We start from the raw sequence: 15,246 nt of genomic DNA, 5'->3' as shown, positions 1-15,246 counted from the left end.
ATGATTAAACATCAAGAACACATAATCCTCAATTACGATGAAGCCAGGAAAGGTTTAAAGATTTTAGATGAATTACCAGATAATTCCAGTAGAACCTTATTTGTGGTTAATAATGATGGAGTAATGCTTGGAAGTGTTACTGATGGAGATATTAGACGGGGTTTATTAAACGGATATGAAATTTCACAAACCATCGAGTACTTTATGAATACTAAATTCAAGTATTTAAAGGATGGAGAGGATAATGTTTATCTAATTAAGGAATTTAAAAAGGCTAGTATCAACCTTATTCCAATGCTTGATGATGAATTTAAAATATTAGAAATTTTAGATCTTCACTTAACAAAAACATTATTACCGTTTTCGGCATTGCTTATGGCTGGTGGCAGAGGAGAACGATTAAAACCATTTACAGATTCTATTCCAAAACCAATGTTGAAAGTTGGTGATAAACCAATTTTGGAAATCAATATAGATAGATTAATATCTTATGGGGTTACAGAAATCTACATTAGTGTAAAGTATCTTAAAGATCAAATAATGGATTATTTTGGTGATGGTAGTAACAAAGGAATTAAGATTCATTATCTTGAAGAAAATGAACCTTTAGGTACTTTAGGGGCATTAGCACATATCGAAAAAATTATACATCATGATCTTTTGGTTATGAATTCAGATTTATTAACCAATATAGATTTTGAAGATTTTTATAATTTTTATAAAGCGCAGGACGCCACAATGGCTTTAGCCAGTATACCATATCATGTGAGTATTCCATATGCTGTTCTAAAGACAAATGATCATACTGTTGAATCGTTTATTGAGAAGCCAACTTATACTTACTATTCAAATGGCGGTATTTACTTGATGAAATTCCAACTTAAAAAACACATTTCTAAAGGATGTTTCTACAATGCAACCGATTTAATGGATAAACTAATTACAGAAAGTGGTACAAATTTGGTTCATTATCCGCTGTTAGGCTATTGGCTGGATATTGGTAAACATCAGGATTTTATTAAAGCCCAAGAAGACATCAAGCATATCGTATTGTAATGGATGGAACATTAATTATTATACCAGCTAGAGCTGGTTCGAAAGGATTGCCAGGCAAAAACACAAAAGTATTGGGTGGATTGCCATTGATTTCACATAGCCTAATCTTTGCCGAAAAAATAAAAGGGGCAAAGGATGTGATTTGTGTAAGCAGTAATGATGATGATGTCTTGTCGATCTCAAGAGAATTTGCAAATGTTGAAGTACCGTTTAAAAGGCCCGAGGAAATGTCTTCAGATACTGCCGGTTCTTATGAAGTTATTATGCATGCCATAAATCATTACGAAAATCAAGGTATAGCCTTCGAAAATGTGTTACTATTGCAACCAACTTCTCCTTTTAGAAATGTTGACGATTATCAGAATGTAAAAAGTAAATATAATTCTGATATTGATATGGTGGTTACCGTAAATCTTTCTAAGAACAGCCCGTATTTTAATTTATTTGAAGAGAATACTGATGGCTATCTAGGGAAATCTAAAGATTCTACTACTATGCGCCGCCAGGATTGCCCTGAAGTGTATGCTTTTAATGGCTCTATGTACTTGATAAATATAAAAGCGCTAAAGAAAACGAATATTCAAGGCTTCACAAAAATTATTAAAAGTGTAATGCCAGATGAGCGGAGTATTGACATTGACACAATGAAGGATTGGAAAATTGCAGAATATTTTTTAAAAGAAATAAATAATGAAAACAGTTAGAATTATACCGAGATTAGATATTAAAGGGCCTAATTTGGTTAAAGGTATACATCTTGAAGGATTAAGGGTTTTAGGTAAACCAGCAGATTTTGCAAAATATTACTATGAAACAGGTGCAGATGAATTGATGTTTATGGATGTGGTTGCCTCTCTTTATGAAAGAAATAGTTTACATGATATTATCTCAGAAACCGCAAAAAGTATTTTTATTCCAATAACTGTTGGCGGTGGCTTAAGGTCAATTTCCGATATTAAGGAAGTTTTGAGAGCAGGAGCGGATAAAGTATGTTTAAACACTGCTGCAATTAATAACCATCAACTTATTAAAGATGCTACAAGAATGTTTGGGTCATCAACGATTGTTGTTGCAATTGAAGCGATAAAGGAAACCAATGGACAATATCTTGCCTATACTGATAATGGTAGAGAACATACCGGCGTTGATGTTTTCGAATGGGCACAAAAACTGGATGACATGAAAGTTGGTGAGATTGTGATTACATCTGTAGATAGAGAAGGTACCGGGGAAGGCTTTGATATAGATTTGATTAGCAAGGTAAGCTCAATTGTATCCGTTCCTGTAATTGCACATGGTGGTCCTGGTAAAAAAGAAGATATTACACCAGTTTTTGAAAAAGCGAATGCTGATGCTGTTGCAATTAGTTCATTGCTGCACTATCACTACATAAAAGAAAACGAATCCAATAATTCTAAGGAGGAGGGAAACACTGAATTCCTAAAACAAAAAAGAAATTTTCATACTTTTGAGCCTTGCAGAATTGAGGATATTAAAGAATACTTAATCGCTAACCGTATAGAATGTAGAATATAATGAGTGGTATGAATAAGAAAGTGGTTATTATAGATTATAACCTTGGTAATCTATTTAGCGTTAAGCAAGCTTGTGATACTGTTGGTATTAATGCCAAAATAAGTTCGAATAAAAATGATATCAACGAGGCTGATGCTTTAATACTGCCAGGTGTTGGAGCTTTTATTGAGGCTATGCAAAATTTAGAGCAATTAGATATTGTAAATGCCATAAAAAATAATGTAAATAGTGGGAAGCCAATATTTGGGGTTTGCTTAGGTTTGCAGTTGCTTTTTAGTAGGAGTGAGGAATTTGGATCTGGAGATGGTTTAGATTTAATATCGGGTACGATAAGAAAGTTTCCAGCTACTTTTAATGATAAAAAAATCCGTGTGCCCCAAATTGCATGGAATAAAATCTATTCACATAAACAAGACTGGTCGACAACACCTTTAAAAGATATAGCAGATCATGAATTTATGTATTTTGTTCATTCTTACTATGTAGATCCTGCTGAAGAATCTTGTACACTAACAAAAACTAATTACGAGGGAATGGAATATTGTTCGGGTATTTCTAAAGACAATATCTTTGCTACTCAATTTCATCCAGAAAAAAGCGCACAAAAAGGTGTTTTAATTTATAAAAACTGGGCTACCTTAAATAACTTATTATAATGTCTGAAAAAAAATTAGAGGCTTACTATGGCCTGCCTGAAGAAGTAAAATTTTGTACGAAATGCATTATGTCAAATCAGCGTCCTGCTTCGGCCGTTGAATTTAAACACACTATCGATAGTAAGAAAGTAACGATGCAGTTTGATGAAAATGGTGTTTGCGATGCATGCAGAACAGCTGAAATTAAGGATAATATTAATTGGGGAATGCGTGAAGAAGAGCTAATCGCATTGCTAGACAAACACAGGAAAAGCGATGGTTCTTATGACTGCCTTGTTCCAGGCAGTGGGGGGAAAGATAGCGCTTACCAGGCACATATTTTGAAGTATAAATATGGCATGAACCCACTAACTTGTACATGGCCTCCAATTTTATATACCGATTACGGATTAAAAAACTGGAAAAACTGGTTGGATAGCGGATTTGATAATCTATCCTTTTACAGGAATGGTAAGGTTATGAAGCTTTTAACAAAACTCTCTATTGAAAATTTATTACATCCGTTTCAAACGTTTATTTTAGGGCAAAAAAATCTTGCACCGAAGATTGCTGCAGCTCATGGAATTAATTTAATCTTTTATGGAGAAAATGAGGCTGAATATGGTAATCCAATTGCCGATAATATGACTTCATTAAGGGATAAATCTTATTATAGTTTTGAACATTTAGACGAGATTTTCTTAGGCGGAGTATCAGTACCAGAATTGATTGAAAAATATGATGTTAGATTATCAGATATTATGGCCTTCTTACCACCTAAGGCAGAAGAGTTAGAAAGGGCAAATATAGAAGTTCATTATCTTGGATATTATCTGAAATGGACACCACAGGAAGTTTATTATTACGCTGTTGAAAATACAGGTTTTAAAGCCAGACCTTTCAGAACTCAGGGCACTTATAGCAAATATAGTGGTATTGACGATAAGATTGATGATTTACACTTCTACACAACCTTTATAAAATTTGGAATTGGCCGTACAACGTACGACGCTTCTCAAGAGATTCGAAATAAACATTTAACAAGAGAGGAAGGCGTAGCTTTAGCGAAACGTTTTGATGGAGAGTTCCCTGATAGATATTTTAATGAGGTAATGGAATATATAGGTATGGAACCAGCCTATTTCCACGAGTTGTGTGATAAGTTTAGATCTCCACATTTATGGGGTAAAGATGAAAACGGCGAATGGAAATTGAGACACAATGTTGCAGGAAACGGCCTGGATGATTAATTCCTAAATATTGCTGTTTAAATAATAATGAAACGTAACTCATTAGATTTACGTTTTTTAATTAAAAGATTCATTTTGTAATTATAAAGAAATTGCTAAGAAAGATAATTTCGCATTCTATAATTTATTCTTTGGGCTCTCAATTACCAAAGATTATTGGATTGTTTTTGTTGCCATTTATCACTCCATATCTTTCAAATACTGATTTTGGAATATGGGGTACTGTCATGGCTTACAATATGTTATTTTCAGTTGGAAGAGACCTCGGGCTTGTGGTGCCGATGCTTAATTCATTTTATAAAAGTCCAACTCGATGGCGATGGGTTTGGAATCAATTATATTTTTTTCTATTGGTTTTTGGTTTGGGTTTTACAATTCTCCAGATTGGGGTATTGTTAGCTATAATGCCTGATGAAGTCACATATTCTAATACTGTTAAAATTCTATTCTGTATTGGGGTACAATCTCTTTTGATGGATATACCAATTTCCTTTGGTACAAGATTTTTTCAAATAGCAGAGAAACCCTTTGTAGTGTCAACCGTTGCTTTTACTTCGGGACTTGTAATGGTAGGTGTTCAATTTGTAAGTGTTGTTTATTATAATCAAGGGTATATGTCTTGGTTTTACGCAACTTTTTTTTCATCTCTTGTATCTGCAATTATATATGGTATCTTAATTCATAAGAATAAAATATATCCAATTATCAGCTTAAGATCTAGATATTTAATACCTAGACTCAAAATATCATTGCCTTTAATTCCGCACAACTATTCCTCATATCTACTCAATGTTTCAGATAGAGTTGTAATGAATTGGTATAAAGTCAGCACAACTGACATTGGGTTATATAATGTAGCTTACATGTGGGGAAATTATATGGATTTGGTTGGTTCTGCTGTAGGGACTGCTGTAGGTCCAATGTATTATAAATATTTTGCATCCTCTGCCCCGGACAATAAAAATGCACTAAAAAAATTTAATAGCTTTTTACAAGTTGCATTTATAAGTGGTGCTTTCATTCTTGCGATTTGGACAAAGCAACTCTTTTATATATTCATAAAGAATGCGGAGCTACAAAAATCTTATATGATAGCTGTAATCATTATTATGGGATACTGTTACAGACCAATGTATTGGCTAGTTATTAATAGATTACAGTTTGCTGAAAAGACAAGTCAGTTGTGGAAAATAAGTATAATTGGAGGTGTTATTAACGTTATGCTAAACATTGTTTTTGTTCCAATTTATGGTTATAAAGTAGCTGCATTTACAACTTTTCTTTCTTTGATGTATATTGGGTTTTCAGGTTTTTTCTTGAAACAATTTAAAGATATTGATAATGAGAATTATAATCCATTTATTTGGCTTTTTATAATACTTTTAAGTACTTCAATAGCATGGGTAATACAAGATTTTTCTTACTACTTAAAAATAGTGGTGACCATAATTTCTTTGATTCCAGGAATTATATACGCTAAGAGGATAATTTAAATATGATCAAACCTTCAGAAATCATAAACGCCTTAGAATCGGATTCTAAAATATTAACATATAAAATAGAGGATGGTTTACCATTTTGGTATATTGTTAGGTATGATGTCTTTTTATCTATACTTAATACTAACAATAATTTAAAAATAGCGAATGTGCCAGGTAAACTTAAGCCATCTATACTTAAGACCCTTTTTTTTTCTGTTTCAAAATCACCAATTTTTATAAAAAAAAGACAGGCAATTTTTTTTAACTCAGGTGTAACCAATGTGAAGGACACAAATGATGATAAGTATTTTAATCGGGTTACTGATAGTTTCTTTTTTCAGTTAAAACCAGACGCGTTGTTAATTGAGGACACTGCTGCTGGAGAGTTGCGTTGGCCTAGGGTACACAATAAAGTATATCCTCATCTTTCGTTAATTCTGCTATCTAAAATATTTAGTTTTTTTGGAAAAGCCTTAGGTAATTTGAATAAACAAGCTGTAGCATTAACAGATCATATCGTTAGTAAGTTAAATCAACATAATTTAAGCTTTAATAAGGCTGAACTAATTGAAATAATTAATCGTAATGTCTTAAATTATTATAAGAAAAAAACTTTTTATAAGTGGTTTATTAAATGGAAAAGACCTAGATTAATTTTTTTAGAAGATGCATCATATGGCAGTAGGTTATTTATTCTATTAACAGCGAAGAATTTGAATATTCCCGTTGTAGAGCTTCAGCATGGTTTTATAAATGAAGAACATTTTGCATATAGACTAGGGGCTGGGATAGAAAAACACCCATTGAGTAAGCTATGTTATCCTGATTATTTTTTCGCTTATGGTAAATTTTGGGCCGATGAGATAAATATACCATCGAAAACATTAATTATTGGTAATCCTTATTTAGAAAAACAATTAGCAATATCAAATTCATTGCAACCAGAAAAAATTAAAACGATTCTGTTTCTTAGCTCGGCTGTTGCTTTTGCAGAAGCTATTGAATTCCTGCTGAAATTGGAGCCTTTAGCTACACAACAGGGGTATAAAATTTTATTCAGACCTCACCCTCTTGAGATTGACAGTTTGGAAAGCAGATACCATGAACTTGTAAAAGCAGGGATTGAATTTTCTTTGAATAGTACTTTGTATGTTGATTTTTCGATCGCCGAAATTATCATCGGAGAGCTTTCTACAGCACTTTTTGAATCGATGGCTCTAAAGGAGAAAAAACAGTTTTTACTGATGACATCTTATACTTACAGTTATTATAATCATAAAATTAAAATACCTCAGATATTCATAGATGACTTTACTTCAATTTTTGAAACTCAAACAATTGAACAAGATAAAGATTATTTTTGGGCTCAAAACTGGGAGGATAAGTTTAAATTGGCATTAACAGAAGTATTAGGATGATTTCAATAGTAAATTATGGATTAGGAAATTTAGGTTCCATCCAAAATATGTTCAAAAAACTGGGTTTTGAAAGTAAAATCATTAATAGCCCATCTGAATTGGAAAATTCAACAAAAATAATATTACCGGGTGTTGGCGCATTTGATACTGGAATGAAACACCTTAGAGAAGGTGGGTGGATTGAGTATTTGAATAAAAAGGTTTTAATCGAAAAAGTGCCAGCCTTAGGGATTTGCTTAGGTATGCAATTGATGTGTAACAAAAGCGAAGAAGGTGCATTACCAGGCTTAGGTTGGGTAAATGCTGATGTTAAAAAGTTTTCTTTTGAAAATAGCGATTTAAAGATTCCTCATATGGGTTGGAATGATGTAACTGAAATAAAGGGTTCAAAACTTCTAACAGGATTTACTCAAGATAAAAGATTTTATTTTGTTCATTCCTACTACGTTTCTGCAAATGAGGAAGCTAATATATTATTTAAAACAAAATATGGTTTTGAATTTACATCTGCCTTCGAAAAAGATAATTTAATTGGCATGCAGTTTCATCCGGAAAAAAGCCATAAATTTGGGCTTTCGATTTTAAAGAATTTTGCTGAAAACTTTTAATGGTTAGAAAAAGATTTATACCATGCTTGTTATTACGAGATGGTGGCTTAGTTAAAACTGAAAGGTTTAAAAAGTACAAATATGTAGGCGACCCGATTAATGCGGTTAAGATATTTAATGATAAAGAGGTAGATGAATTGATTTTTCTTGATATAGACGCATCGAAACAAAATCGCGGGCCTGATTTGCAATTGTTAAATGATTTGGCAAGCGAATGTTTTATGCCTTTTGCATATGGAGGTGGAATATCTAGTTTAAATCAAATTGAAGAGTTGCTTAAAATTGGTATCGAAAAAATCATTATTAACCAGGGAGGATTGGTATCAGAAACTTTAATCCCTGAAATTGTTAAATCTTTTGGGAGTTCAACTGTAGTTGGTGCAATAGACGTTAAGAAAAACATGTGGGGTAAGCACCAAGTTTATGATCATGTTAAAGATAAAACAATTGCCATCGAACCAATTACGCTAGCCAAAAAGTATTGTGATTTGGGTGTTGGAGAAATATTCCTGAACAGCGTTGATCTTGATGGTACTTTTCAGGGATATGATCTAAAACTTGTGGAGGCTGTTTCGTCTAATATACCGGTTCCACTAATTGCATCCGGTGGTGCTTCAAATACAGAAAATCTTAACGCAGTTATAGGTCATGGTGCCTCCGCGGCGGCAGCTGGTAGTTTATTCGTTTTCCAAGGTCCACATAAGGCTGTTTTAATCTCTTACCCAATAAGCTAATAATCATGTTAAATAATAAAGAATACAAACAATGTAACAGATGTGTAATGGATACAACCGATCCAGACATTAAATTTAATGATTCTGGTATTTGTAATTATTGTTTGGAAGCAGAACATCACATCGATAAATTCAAATTTAAAAAACAGGAAGAAGCAGATAATCTTTCAAAACTTAAGAGTAATATCTTAAGAGATAAGAAAGGTAAATACGATTGTGTAGTTGGATTAAGCGGAGGAGTGGATAGTTCTTATGTTGCTTATTTAGCTAAAGAATTAGGATTGAATCCATTATGCGTACATTTTGATAATGGTTGGAATTCGGAACTAGCTGTTTCAAATATTAAAAAAATTGTCGATAAGTGTGGATTTGATTTAGAAACATATGTAATTGATTGGCCTGAATTCAAGGATTTGCAAAGATCTTTTTTTAAGGCAGGTGTGGTAGATATCGAAATGTTATCTGACCATGCAATAATGGCAACAATGTTTACTCTAAGGAAAAAACACAATATAAAGTATATTTTATCAGGAAGTAATTATGTAACTGAACATGGTATGCCATTATCATGGTTGTGGCGAAAGCAAGATTTAACTAATATTAAAGGAATTCAAAAAAAGTTTGGGACTAAGAAAATGAGAAATTTCCCAACAATGAATTCGGTAAAATATCAGATAAGCAGGCTTTTCGGGCTTGGAGGAGTGTATGTTGAATTACTAAACAATGTTAACTACAGTAAAGAAAAAGCGATGACCGTTCTTAAGGAAGAATTTGGTTGGCAATATTATGGCGGTAAACATTATGAATCTGCATTTACTAAATTTTATCAAGCATATTATTTACCCGAAAAATTTGGCTTTGATAAAAGGAAAGTACATTTGTCTGCTCAAATTAGAAATGGGGAGATATCAAGAAATGATGCTTTGCTTGAACTCCAAAAACCACCTTATAATGACATAGAATTAAAGAACGATTTGGAGTACGTTTTGAAAAAACTATCATTTACCGCAAGCGAATTTGATAATATTATGAAAAGTGAGCCAAAGGCACATTTGGATTATCCAAGTGATGAGTGGATATTTAACTTATGGAGAAGAGCAAGGAAAATTATAAGGAAGTAAAGAGAGTTCTTTTTTTATCTGCAGACGATTTTAAGGAAAAATCTATCCAGGTTATTCGTAAAACACCTGAAGCTTATGCAAAAGCTGGTTGGGATGTTACATATATTGTTATGAGAGATAGCTCTCGTAAAGGAAATTATTATTATGAAAAGCCATTGGAATTACCAGGAGTTAATACATATCGTTATGAGGTTCCTGGAACAAAAATTTTAAATGCACTGAATAATAAACTAGCTAGTTCTGTTTTGATTAGAATTAGAAGATACATAGGTATTTTGTATTTGATTTATTATGGATATAGGAACTTAAAGGAGGAGAATTTTGATTTACTATATGGGTATGAACAGCCTGGTTCTGTCGCTGCTAAATTTATTAAGAGTTTCTTAAATCTTAAGAATACTAAAGTTGTGCTACGGTTCCAAGGAGTTGTTTTTGTAAAAGAGTGGTTACAAAATAAAAAGTGGATAAGAAAAATAACAAATTTTGATACATTTTATGCGCTAAAAGGTCCATCTGATTTATGCATAATGACTAATGATGGAAGTCGTGGGGATTGGGTACTTGAACAGATAAATGCAAAACATAAAAGAACAGCATTTTGGAGTAATGGTGTTGATAAGTTTTTTTTGGAACCCAATAAGATAGCCGACATTTTAGGCCGCTACAAGAACATACCCAATCAATTTTTATTTGTATCTGTTAGTAGAATAGACGATCATAAAAGAGTAGATAGATGCATAAGGTTTTTTCATAAATTATTAGAGCAAAATTCTAATTTGGATTTTCACTATCTTATCATCGGAGAAGGTGCAAAAAAGCATGAATGTGAACATTTGGTAGAAAAGCTTAATATTCAAAAAAGTGTAACCTTTTTGGGTGCCATTAACCAAAATGAAGTTCCGAGTTTTCTCCATGTTGCTGATGCATTTTTATCAATGTACGAAAGTTCAAATGTAGGAAATCCATTGTTGGAAGCTATTCGATTAAATAAACTCATCATTACTTTAGATAATGGCGCTACAAAAGAGTGGATTGAGCCTTATAAAACAGGTGTGATTTACCCAGTTAATGATGTAAGCGATCTTACTAACGAGCAATATGAGTTTATGGCAAAGGATGTGATATCAATTATTAATAGCGAAAAAGAAGTATTTAAAATTAAGGATAATTTAGCGCTTTTTAGCGAAAGTAAATTATGGACATGGGAGGATCGCTTCGAGGCTGAATTGAAAGAAGTTAATAACTTATTTCATTAATATGTTAATATTTGTTTTGATATTAACTATATTATTGATTGTTATTTCAATTTATAAATATGGTTTTTTAGCAAATCCCTTTGTTTTAGAGGCTTACTATACTCTACTTTTCCTAATTGTACCTCAATTAATTTTGATATCAATGGGTATAGGTGAAAGTTATTGGTTATCAAACTGGGTAATTTTGACCTATATATTAAGCGTTTTTGCTGGTACCTTTGTTAATCTTCTATCATTTAAGGTTTCTAGTATAAAGCCAGTTAAGATTACTGCCATCCTTAGCCTAGTTATAGCATGCTTGCTTATTGCACCAACTTTAACCATTTTATTGCAATGCGGCTTAAGTTTTGGGGGGATTAGGTGTTATTATGAAACAGTCGTTTTTAGTAAGTTTGCAAGCCTTTACGAATTAGGGAAAACTTTTTTGTTTTTTTCAGTATTGCTTTTTCTTTTAGAATACAAAAGGTTTAAGTGGTGGCTAGTTATTCTTGTCTTTTTTGTATTGTTCTCTGGAAGCAAGTTTGCCATTTTTAATTTGTTGATATTCTTTTGTATCTATTTAGAAATTTATAAAAAAGTAAAAGTAAAAACCATATTTTTATTTAGCATACCAATTGCACTTTTATTAATTGTATATCACTTTACTCAAACTAAAGACGCTGAAAATCCCTTTCTGGCTGCTATCACCTACTTTGATATTTATGAAAAGCAATCTTTTCTTTTAGAGAAATTTAATACCGGTAAACATTCTTTGTATTATGGTGAGATAAATTATTCATCTTATTATAAATTTATTCCCAGGTATTTTTGGCCTGAAAAACCATATAATTATGGATTTGCCATATTAAATTATGATTTTCTCCCCGAATTTGCTGCTGCTAACTATATGCCTAGCTTTGGGCTAGGGTCATTATATGCTGATTTTGGTATCTTCAGTGTTATATTTGGTGGATTTGCTGCAGGTATGATAAGGAAATATTGCTTCAGGATCTTTGTTTCATCAGGCTATAATAATACTTCATTAATTTTATACTATTTTTCTTTTAGTATTTTAACTTTTCAATATATAGTTGTGTTGGTATTATTTAGTTTGTTTTTTAAGAAAAATGAATAACTTATATATAAATCTTTTAAATTTTAATAACACAAAACTTGCTGGTGTGGGTTATTTCTTTAAAAGGATAATCAGTAATATAGATTTCGATTCGCCAAATTGGGATCAATATAAAAAAATTATTGTTTTAACAAATCGGGAAGTAGATGTTCTAGAACTTTTTAAGTTTAAAAGCTCTGAAAAAATTGAAGTATTAGTATTACCTTATGCTGAAAAATTTTTGGTGAGAATTTTCTATGAACAGTTTTATTTGCCATTTTTTTTTCTTTCTAAAAGGGGAACTTTATTTTCTCCAACTCCCGCTATTCCCCTTTTAGCTGGCTTTTTCAATAAAAGCTTTGTTATGATAGCAACTATCCATGATATGATTCCATTTAAGATAAAAAACAAATATTCTAAAATAAGAAGTATTTATGTGAGGTTTCTTTCTAAGTGGTCAGCCATAATAGCAAGCAAAGTTTTAACAGTTTCTAATTTTTCTAAGCAGGATATTGTAGAAATTGCAAGGATAAAACCTGAAAAGGTATATGTTGTGTATAATTTCATACCCGAATTAATATATGAGCCAATAGAGAATTCTAAACCTTATTTTGTGACTGTATGTACAGTTGAGCCTGGAAAAAACATTGAAACAATGTTAAAGGGTTTTAAGTTATTTATGGATGAAAATCCAAATTACTCTGAATTTACTTACAAGATCATTGGACAATTCGGTTGGAATTACAACTCTATATTTGAAGTTGTGGAACAGCTAAAACTATCTACTAGCGTTGAATTTACGGGCTATTTAAGCGATGAAGAAAAAAATGATTATTTACGAAATTGTACTGGTATGATTTATTTGAGTAATTATGAGGGGTTTGGAATCCCTCCATTAGAAGCTATGTATTTTAATAAAGTATCAATTGTGTCTAATAACTCTTCATTGCCAGAAGTTGTGGGGAAAGCAGGAATTATTCAGGATGCAGATAATGCAACTCAATTAGCTAAACATTTAAGAGATTTAATTGAAAAGAATAAGACCTATTCAAAAGAGATAAATAAGCAACTGGCTAAATTTGAACCGAATGAGCAAATTGATTTTTTTACTGAATGTTTAATAAAATAATTTATGCTTAAATTCAGCGTTCTTGTCTCTGTTTATTTCAAAGATAATCCAGAATTTCTAAGTGATGCATTAGAATCACTTTTTACCCAAAGCTTGTTGCCTACAGAAATTGTTTTGGTAAAAGACGGGAAACTGACTGATTCTCTTGAAAGAGTTATAAATTTATATGTAAAAAGAGATTTAATCAAGATTGTAATTATCTCCTTAAATGAAAATCTTGGATTAGGAAAGGCATTATCGATTGGAATTAATTCATGTAATTATGATCTCATAGCAAGAATGGATGCAGATGATATTTGTGTTAAAACTCGTTTCCAAATCCAAATAGAATTTCTTTCTAAAAATATTGATGTATCGGTCGTTGGTGCAAATGTTGAAGAGTTTAATAATCGACCTGGAGATTTAAGTAGTTTTAGGACATTGCCAAGCGACACTGCTGGTGTAGTTAGTTTTGCTAAATTTCGAAACCCTATTAATCATCCAACTGTTGTTTTCAGAAAAGAAGATGTGATAGCAGCTGGTTCTTATAAACATATGCCTCTCTTCGAAGATTATTACTTATGGGTTAGAATGTTGGTTATGGGTTATAAGATTACCAATATTGATGAAGTATTACTGAATTTTAGAGTTGGTAATAATATGATAGGAAGAAGACATGGGTTATCTTATGTTCAAAAGGAAATAAGTTTCCTAAAAGCGATAAGGAGAATTGGCTTCATAACAACAATTCAATATGCTGAGTCTTTAATTGCAAAAATGCCACTTCGATTAATGCCCTTGAACGCACTAAAATTTATTTACAAAATTTTTCTCAGATGACGACATTGCTTACCGGTGCTTCTGGTTTTTTAGGAAAGTATATTTACGCCGAACTGTTCAAATATGGTAAAGTGACAACTATTTCTAGGAATTATGCTACTATAAATGTAAACTTGGCTAAAGAAGTGCCTACTATTCCAATAGTAGACATTGTTGTCCATTGTGTTGGTAAAGCACATAGTGTTCCTAAAAATGCTGAAGAAAGCCAAGTATTCTATGATGTAAATGTTAAAGGTACAGCCAATTTATTAACGGCAATACAAAATAATGAGTCTTTACCGAGTGCCTTTGTTTTTATCAGTACCGTTGCCGTTTATGGATGTGGTTATGGCTTAGCTATAAATGAAGAACATCCATTAATAGCCACTGACCCATACGGGAAAAGTAAAATCTTAGCTGAAAATCTAATAAAGGAATGGTGCGCCAAAAATGAAGTAACATGTAGCATCTTAAGATTACCTCTTTTAGTTGGTGAAAATCCCCCTGGCAATTTAGGTGCAATGATTAACGGAATTAGAAAAGGATATTACTTTAATCTTGCCGGTGGAAAAGCAAAGAAAAGCATGGTTTTAGCTAACGATGTAGCTAAAATAATCCCAACTGCTGCTGAAATTGGAGGAGTATACAATTTGACAGATGGCTATAATCCTTCATTTTTAGAATTATCAGAAAATATTTCAATGCAGTTGGGGAAATCCAAACCATTTAATTTACCCATCCAATTTGCTAAATTGATAGGAATGATGGGAGATTTAATAGGAGAAAAATTTCCGATTAATTCCAGTAAGCTACAAAAGATTACTTCAGATTTAACCTTTGATGATTCACTTGCCAGACAAAAGCTCGGATGGAATCCTTCGCCAGTTTTAGAAGGATTTAAGATAACTTAAATGGAATTAATATCATTACAGTTTCTACACCCTGCCAGCTAGAGAAGGATTAAGCAAAACTGCTGAGTCGTTTAATTTGGCAGGATAAGTTGATGTTAAGAAATTAGGGATACTGCATTTAATCATCCTATCAAATTTAATACTCCATATTAAATTAGCTAGGATGATTCTAGATGTAAAATCTCTAAAGGAGCTAAATAAACTCGATTTTTCTATCTTT

15 protein-coding genes are annotated in these 15,246 nt (G+C 32.0%); all 15 read left to right on the top strand.

Annotated elements, in window-relative coordinates; translation table 11 throughout:
- Complete coding sequence (locus tag ACJVDK_RS11930; RefSeq protein ID WP_443936886.1) at positions 1-1,056, top strand: nucleotidyltransferase family protein; 1,056 nt, start codon at positions 1-3, stop codon at positions 1,054-1,056.
- On the top strand, positions 1,056-1,760 hold the full coding sequence (locus ACJVDK_RS11925; protein WP_443936885.1) for an acylneuraminate cytidylyltransferase family protein: 705 nt from the start codon (positions 1,056-1,058) through the stop codon (positions 1,758-1,760). Before ACJVDK_RS11930 ends, ACJVDK_RS11925 begins: the two co-directional genes overlap by 1 nt.
- Positions 1,747-2,592, top strand: coding sequence for an imidazole glycerol phosphate synthase subunit HisF (gene hisF / locus ACJVDK_RS11920; RefSeq protein ID WP_443936884.1), 846 nt, complete (start codon positions 1,747-1,749; stop codon positions 2,590-2,592). Before ACJVDK_RS11925 ends, hisF begins: the two co-directional genes overlap by 14 nt.
- A gap of 8 nt (positions 2,593-2,600) precedes the next feature.
- Positions 2,601-3,248, top strand: coding sequence for an imidazole glycerol phosphate synthase subunit HisH (gene hisH, locus ACJVDK_RS11915; protein WP_443936883.1), 648 nt, complete (start codon positions 2,601-2,603; stop codon positions 3,246-3,248).
- Complete coding sequence (locus ACJVDK_RS11910; RefSeq protein WP_443936882.1) at positions 3,248-4,477, top strand: N-acetyl sugar amidotransferase; 1,230 nt, start codon at positions 3,248-3,250, stop codon at positions 4,475-4,477. The genes hisH (ACJVDK_RS11915) and ACJVDK_RS11910 overlap by 1 nt, the downstream gene beginning before the upstream one ends.
- Before the next feature lie 131 nt (positions 4,478-4,608).
- The gene (locus ACJVDK_RS11905; RefSeq protein ID WP_443936881.1) at positions 4,609-5,970 is read left to right on the top strand and encodes a lipopolysaccharide biosynthesis protein; all 1,362 of its coding nucleotides are present in this window, start codon (positions 4,609-4,611) and stop codon (positions 5,968-5,970) included.
- Positions 5,971-5,972: 2 nt separating this feature from the next.
- Positions 5,973-7,376, top strand: coding sequence for a hypothetical protein (locus ACJVDK_RS11900; RefSeq protein ID WP_443936880.1), 1,404 nt, complete (start codon positions 5,973-5,975; stop codon positions 7,374-7,376).
- On the top strand, positions 7,373-7,984 hold the full coding sequence (gene hisH, locus ACJVDK_RS11895) for an imidazole glycerol phosphate synthase subunit HisH (RefSeq protein ID WP_443936879.1): 612 nt from the start codon (positions 7,373-7,375) through the stop codon (positions 7,982-7,984). The genes ACJVDK_RS11900 and hisH (ACJVDK_RS11895) overlap by 4 nt, the downstream gene beginning before the upstream one ends.
- Positions 7,984-8,718: an AglZ/HisF2 family acetamidino modification protein gene (locus tag ACJVDK_RS11890; protein ID WP_443936878.1), complete on the top strand. Its 735-nt coding sequence runs from the start codon at positions 7,984-7,986 to the stop codon at positions 8,716-8,718. Before hisH (ACJVDK_RS11895) ends, ACJVDK_RS11890 begins: the two co-directional genes overlap by 1 nt.
- Positions 8,719-8,723: 5 nt before the next feature.
- Complete coding sequence (locus ACJVDK_RS11885) at positions 8,724-9,839, top strand: N-acetyl sugar amidotransferase (protein ID WP_443936877.1); 1,116 nt, start codon at positions 8,724-8,726, stop codon at positions 9,837-9,839.
- The gene (locus ACJVDK_RS11880) at positions 9,806-11,095 is read left to right on the top strand and encodes a glycosyltransferase family 4 protein (RefSeq protein ID WP_443936876.1); all 1,290 of its coding nucleotides are present in this window, start codon (positions 9,806-9,808) and stop codon (positions 11,093-11,095) included. The genes ACJVDK_RS11885 and ACJVDK_RS11880 overlap by 34 nt, the downstream gene beginning before the upstream one ends.
- Position 11,096: 1 nt before the next feature.
- Positions 11,097-12,209 carry a hypothetical protein gene (locus ACJVDK_RS11875; RefSeq protein WP_443936875.1) on the top strand — a complete coding sequence of 371 codons (1,113 nt, stop codon included), beginning with the start codon at positions 11,097-11,099 and terminating at the stop codon, positions 12,207-12,209.
- Complete coding sequence (locus tag ACJVDK_RS11870) at positions 12,202-13,317, top strand: glycosyltransferase family 4 protein (protein ID WP_443936874.1); 1,116 nt, start codon at positions 12,202-12,204, stop codon at positions 13,315-13,317. The genes ACJVDK_RS11875 and ACJVDK_RS11870 overlap by 8 nt, the downstream gene beginning before the upstream one ends.
- A 3-nt stretch (positions 13,318-13,320) precedes the next feature.
- The gene (locus tag ACJVDK_RS11865) at positions 13,321-14,136 is read left to right on the top strand and encodes a glycosyltransferase (protein ID WP_443936873.1); all 816 of its coding nucleotides are present in this window, start codon (positions 13,321-13,323) and stop codon (positions 14,134-14,136) included.
- A complete protein-coding gene (locus ACJVDK_RS11860; protein ID WP_443936872.1) occupies positions 14,133-15,026 on the top strand; it encodes an NAD-dependent epimerase/dehydratase family protein in 894 nt (297 codons plus the stop codon). The genes ACJVDK_RS11865 and ACJVDK_RS11860 overlap by 4 nt, the downstream gene beginning before the upstream one ends.
- The last annotated feature ends 220 nt before the right edge of the window (positions 15,027-15,246 follow it).

The sequence above is a fragment of the Pedobacter paludisoli genome, from assembly GCF_052344095.1.
Lineage (GTDB): Bacteria > Bacteroidota > Bacteroidia > Sphingobacteriales > Sphingobacteriaceae > Pedobacter.
This window is presented reverse-complemented; position numbering and strand designations above follow the sequence as displayed.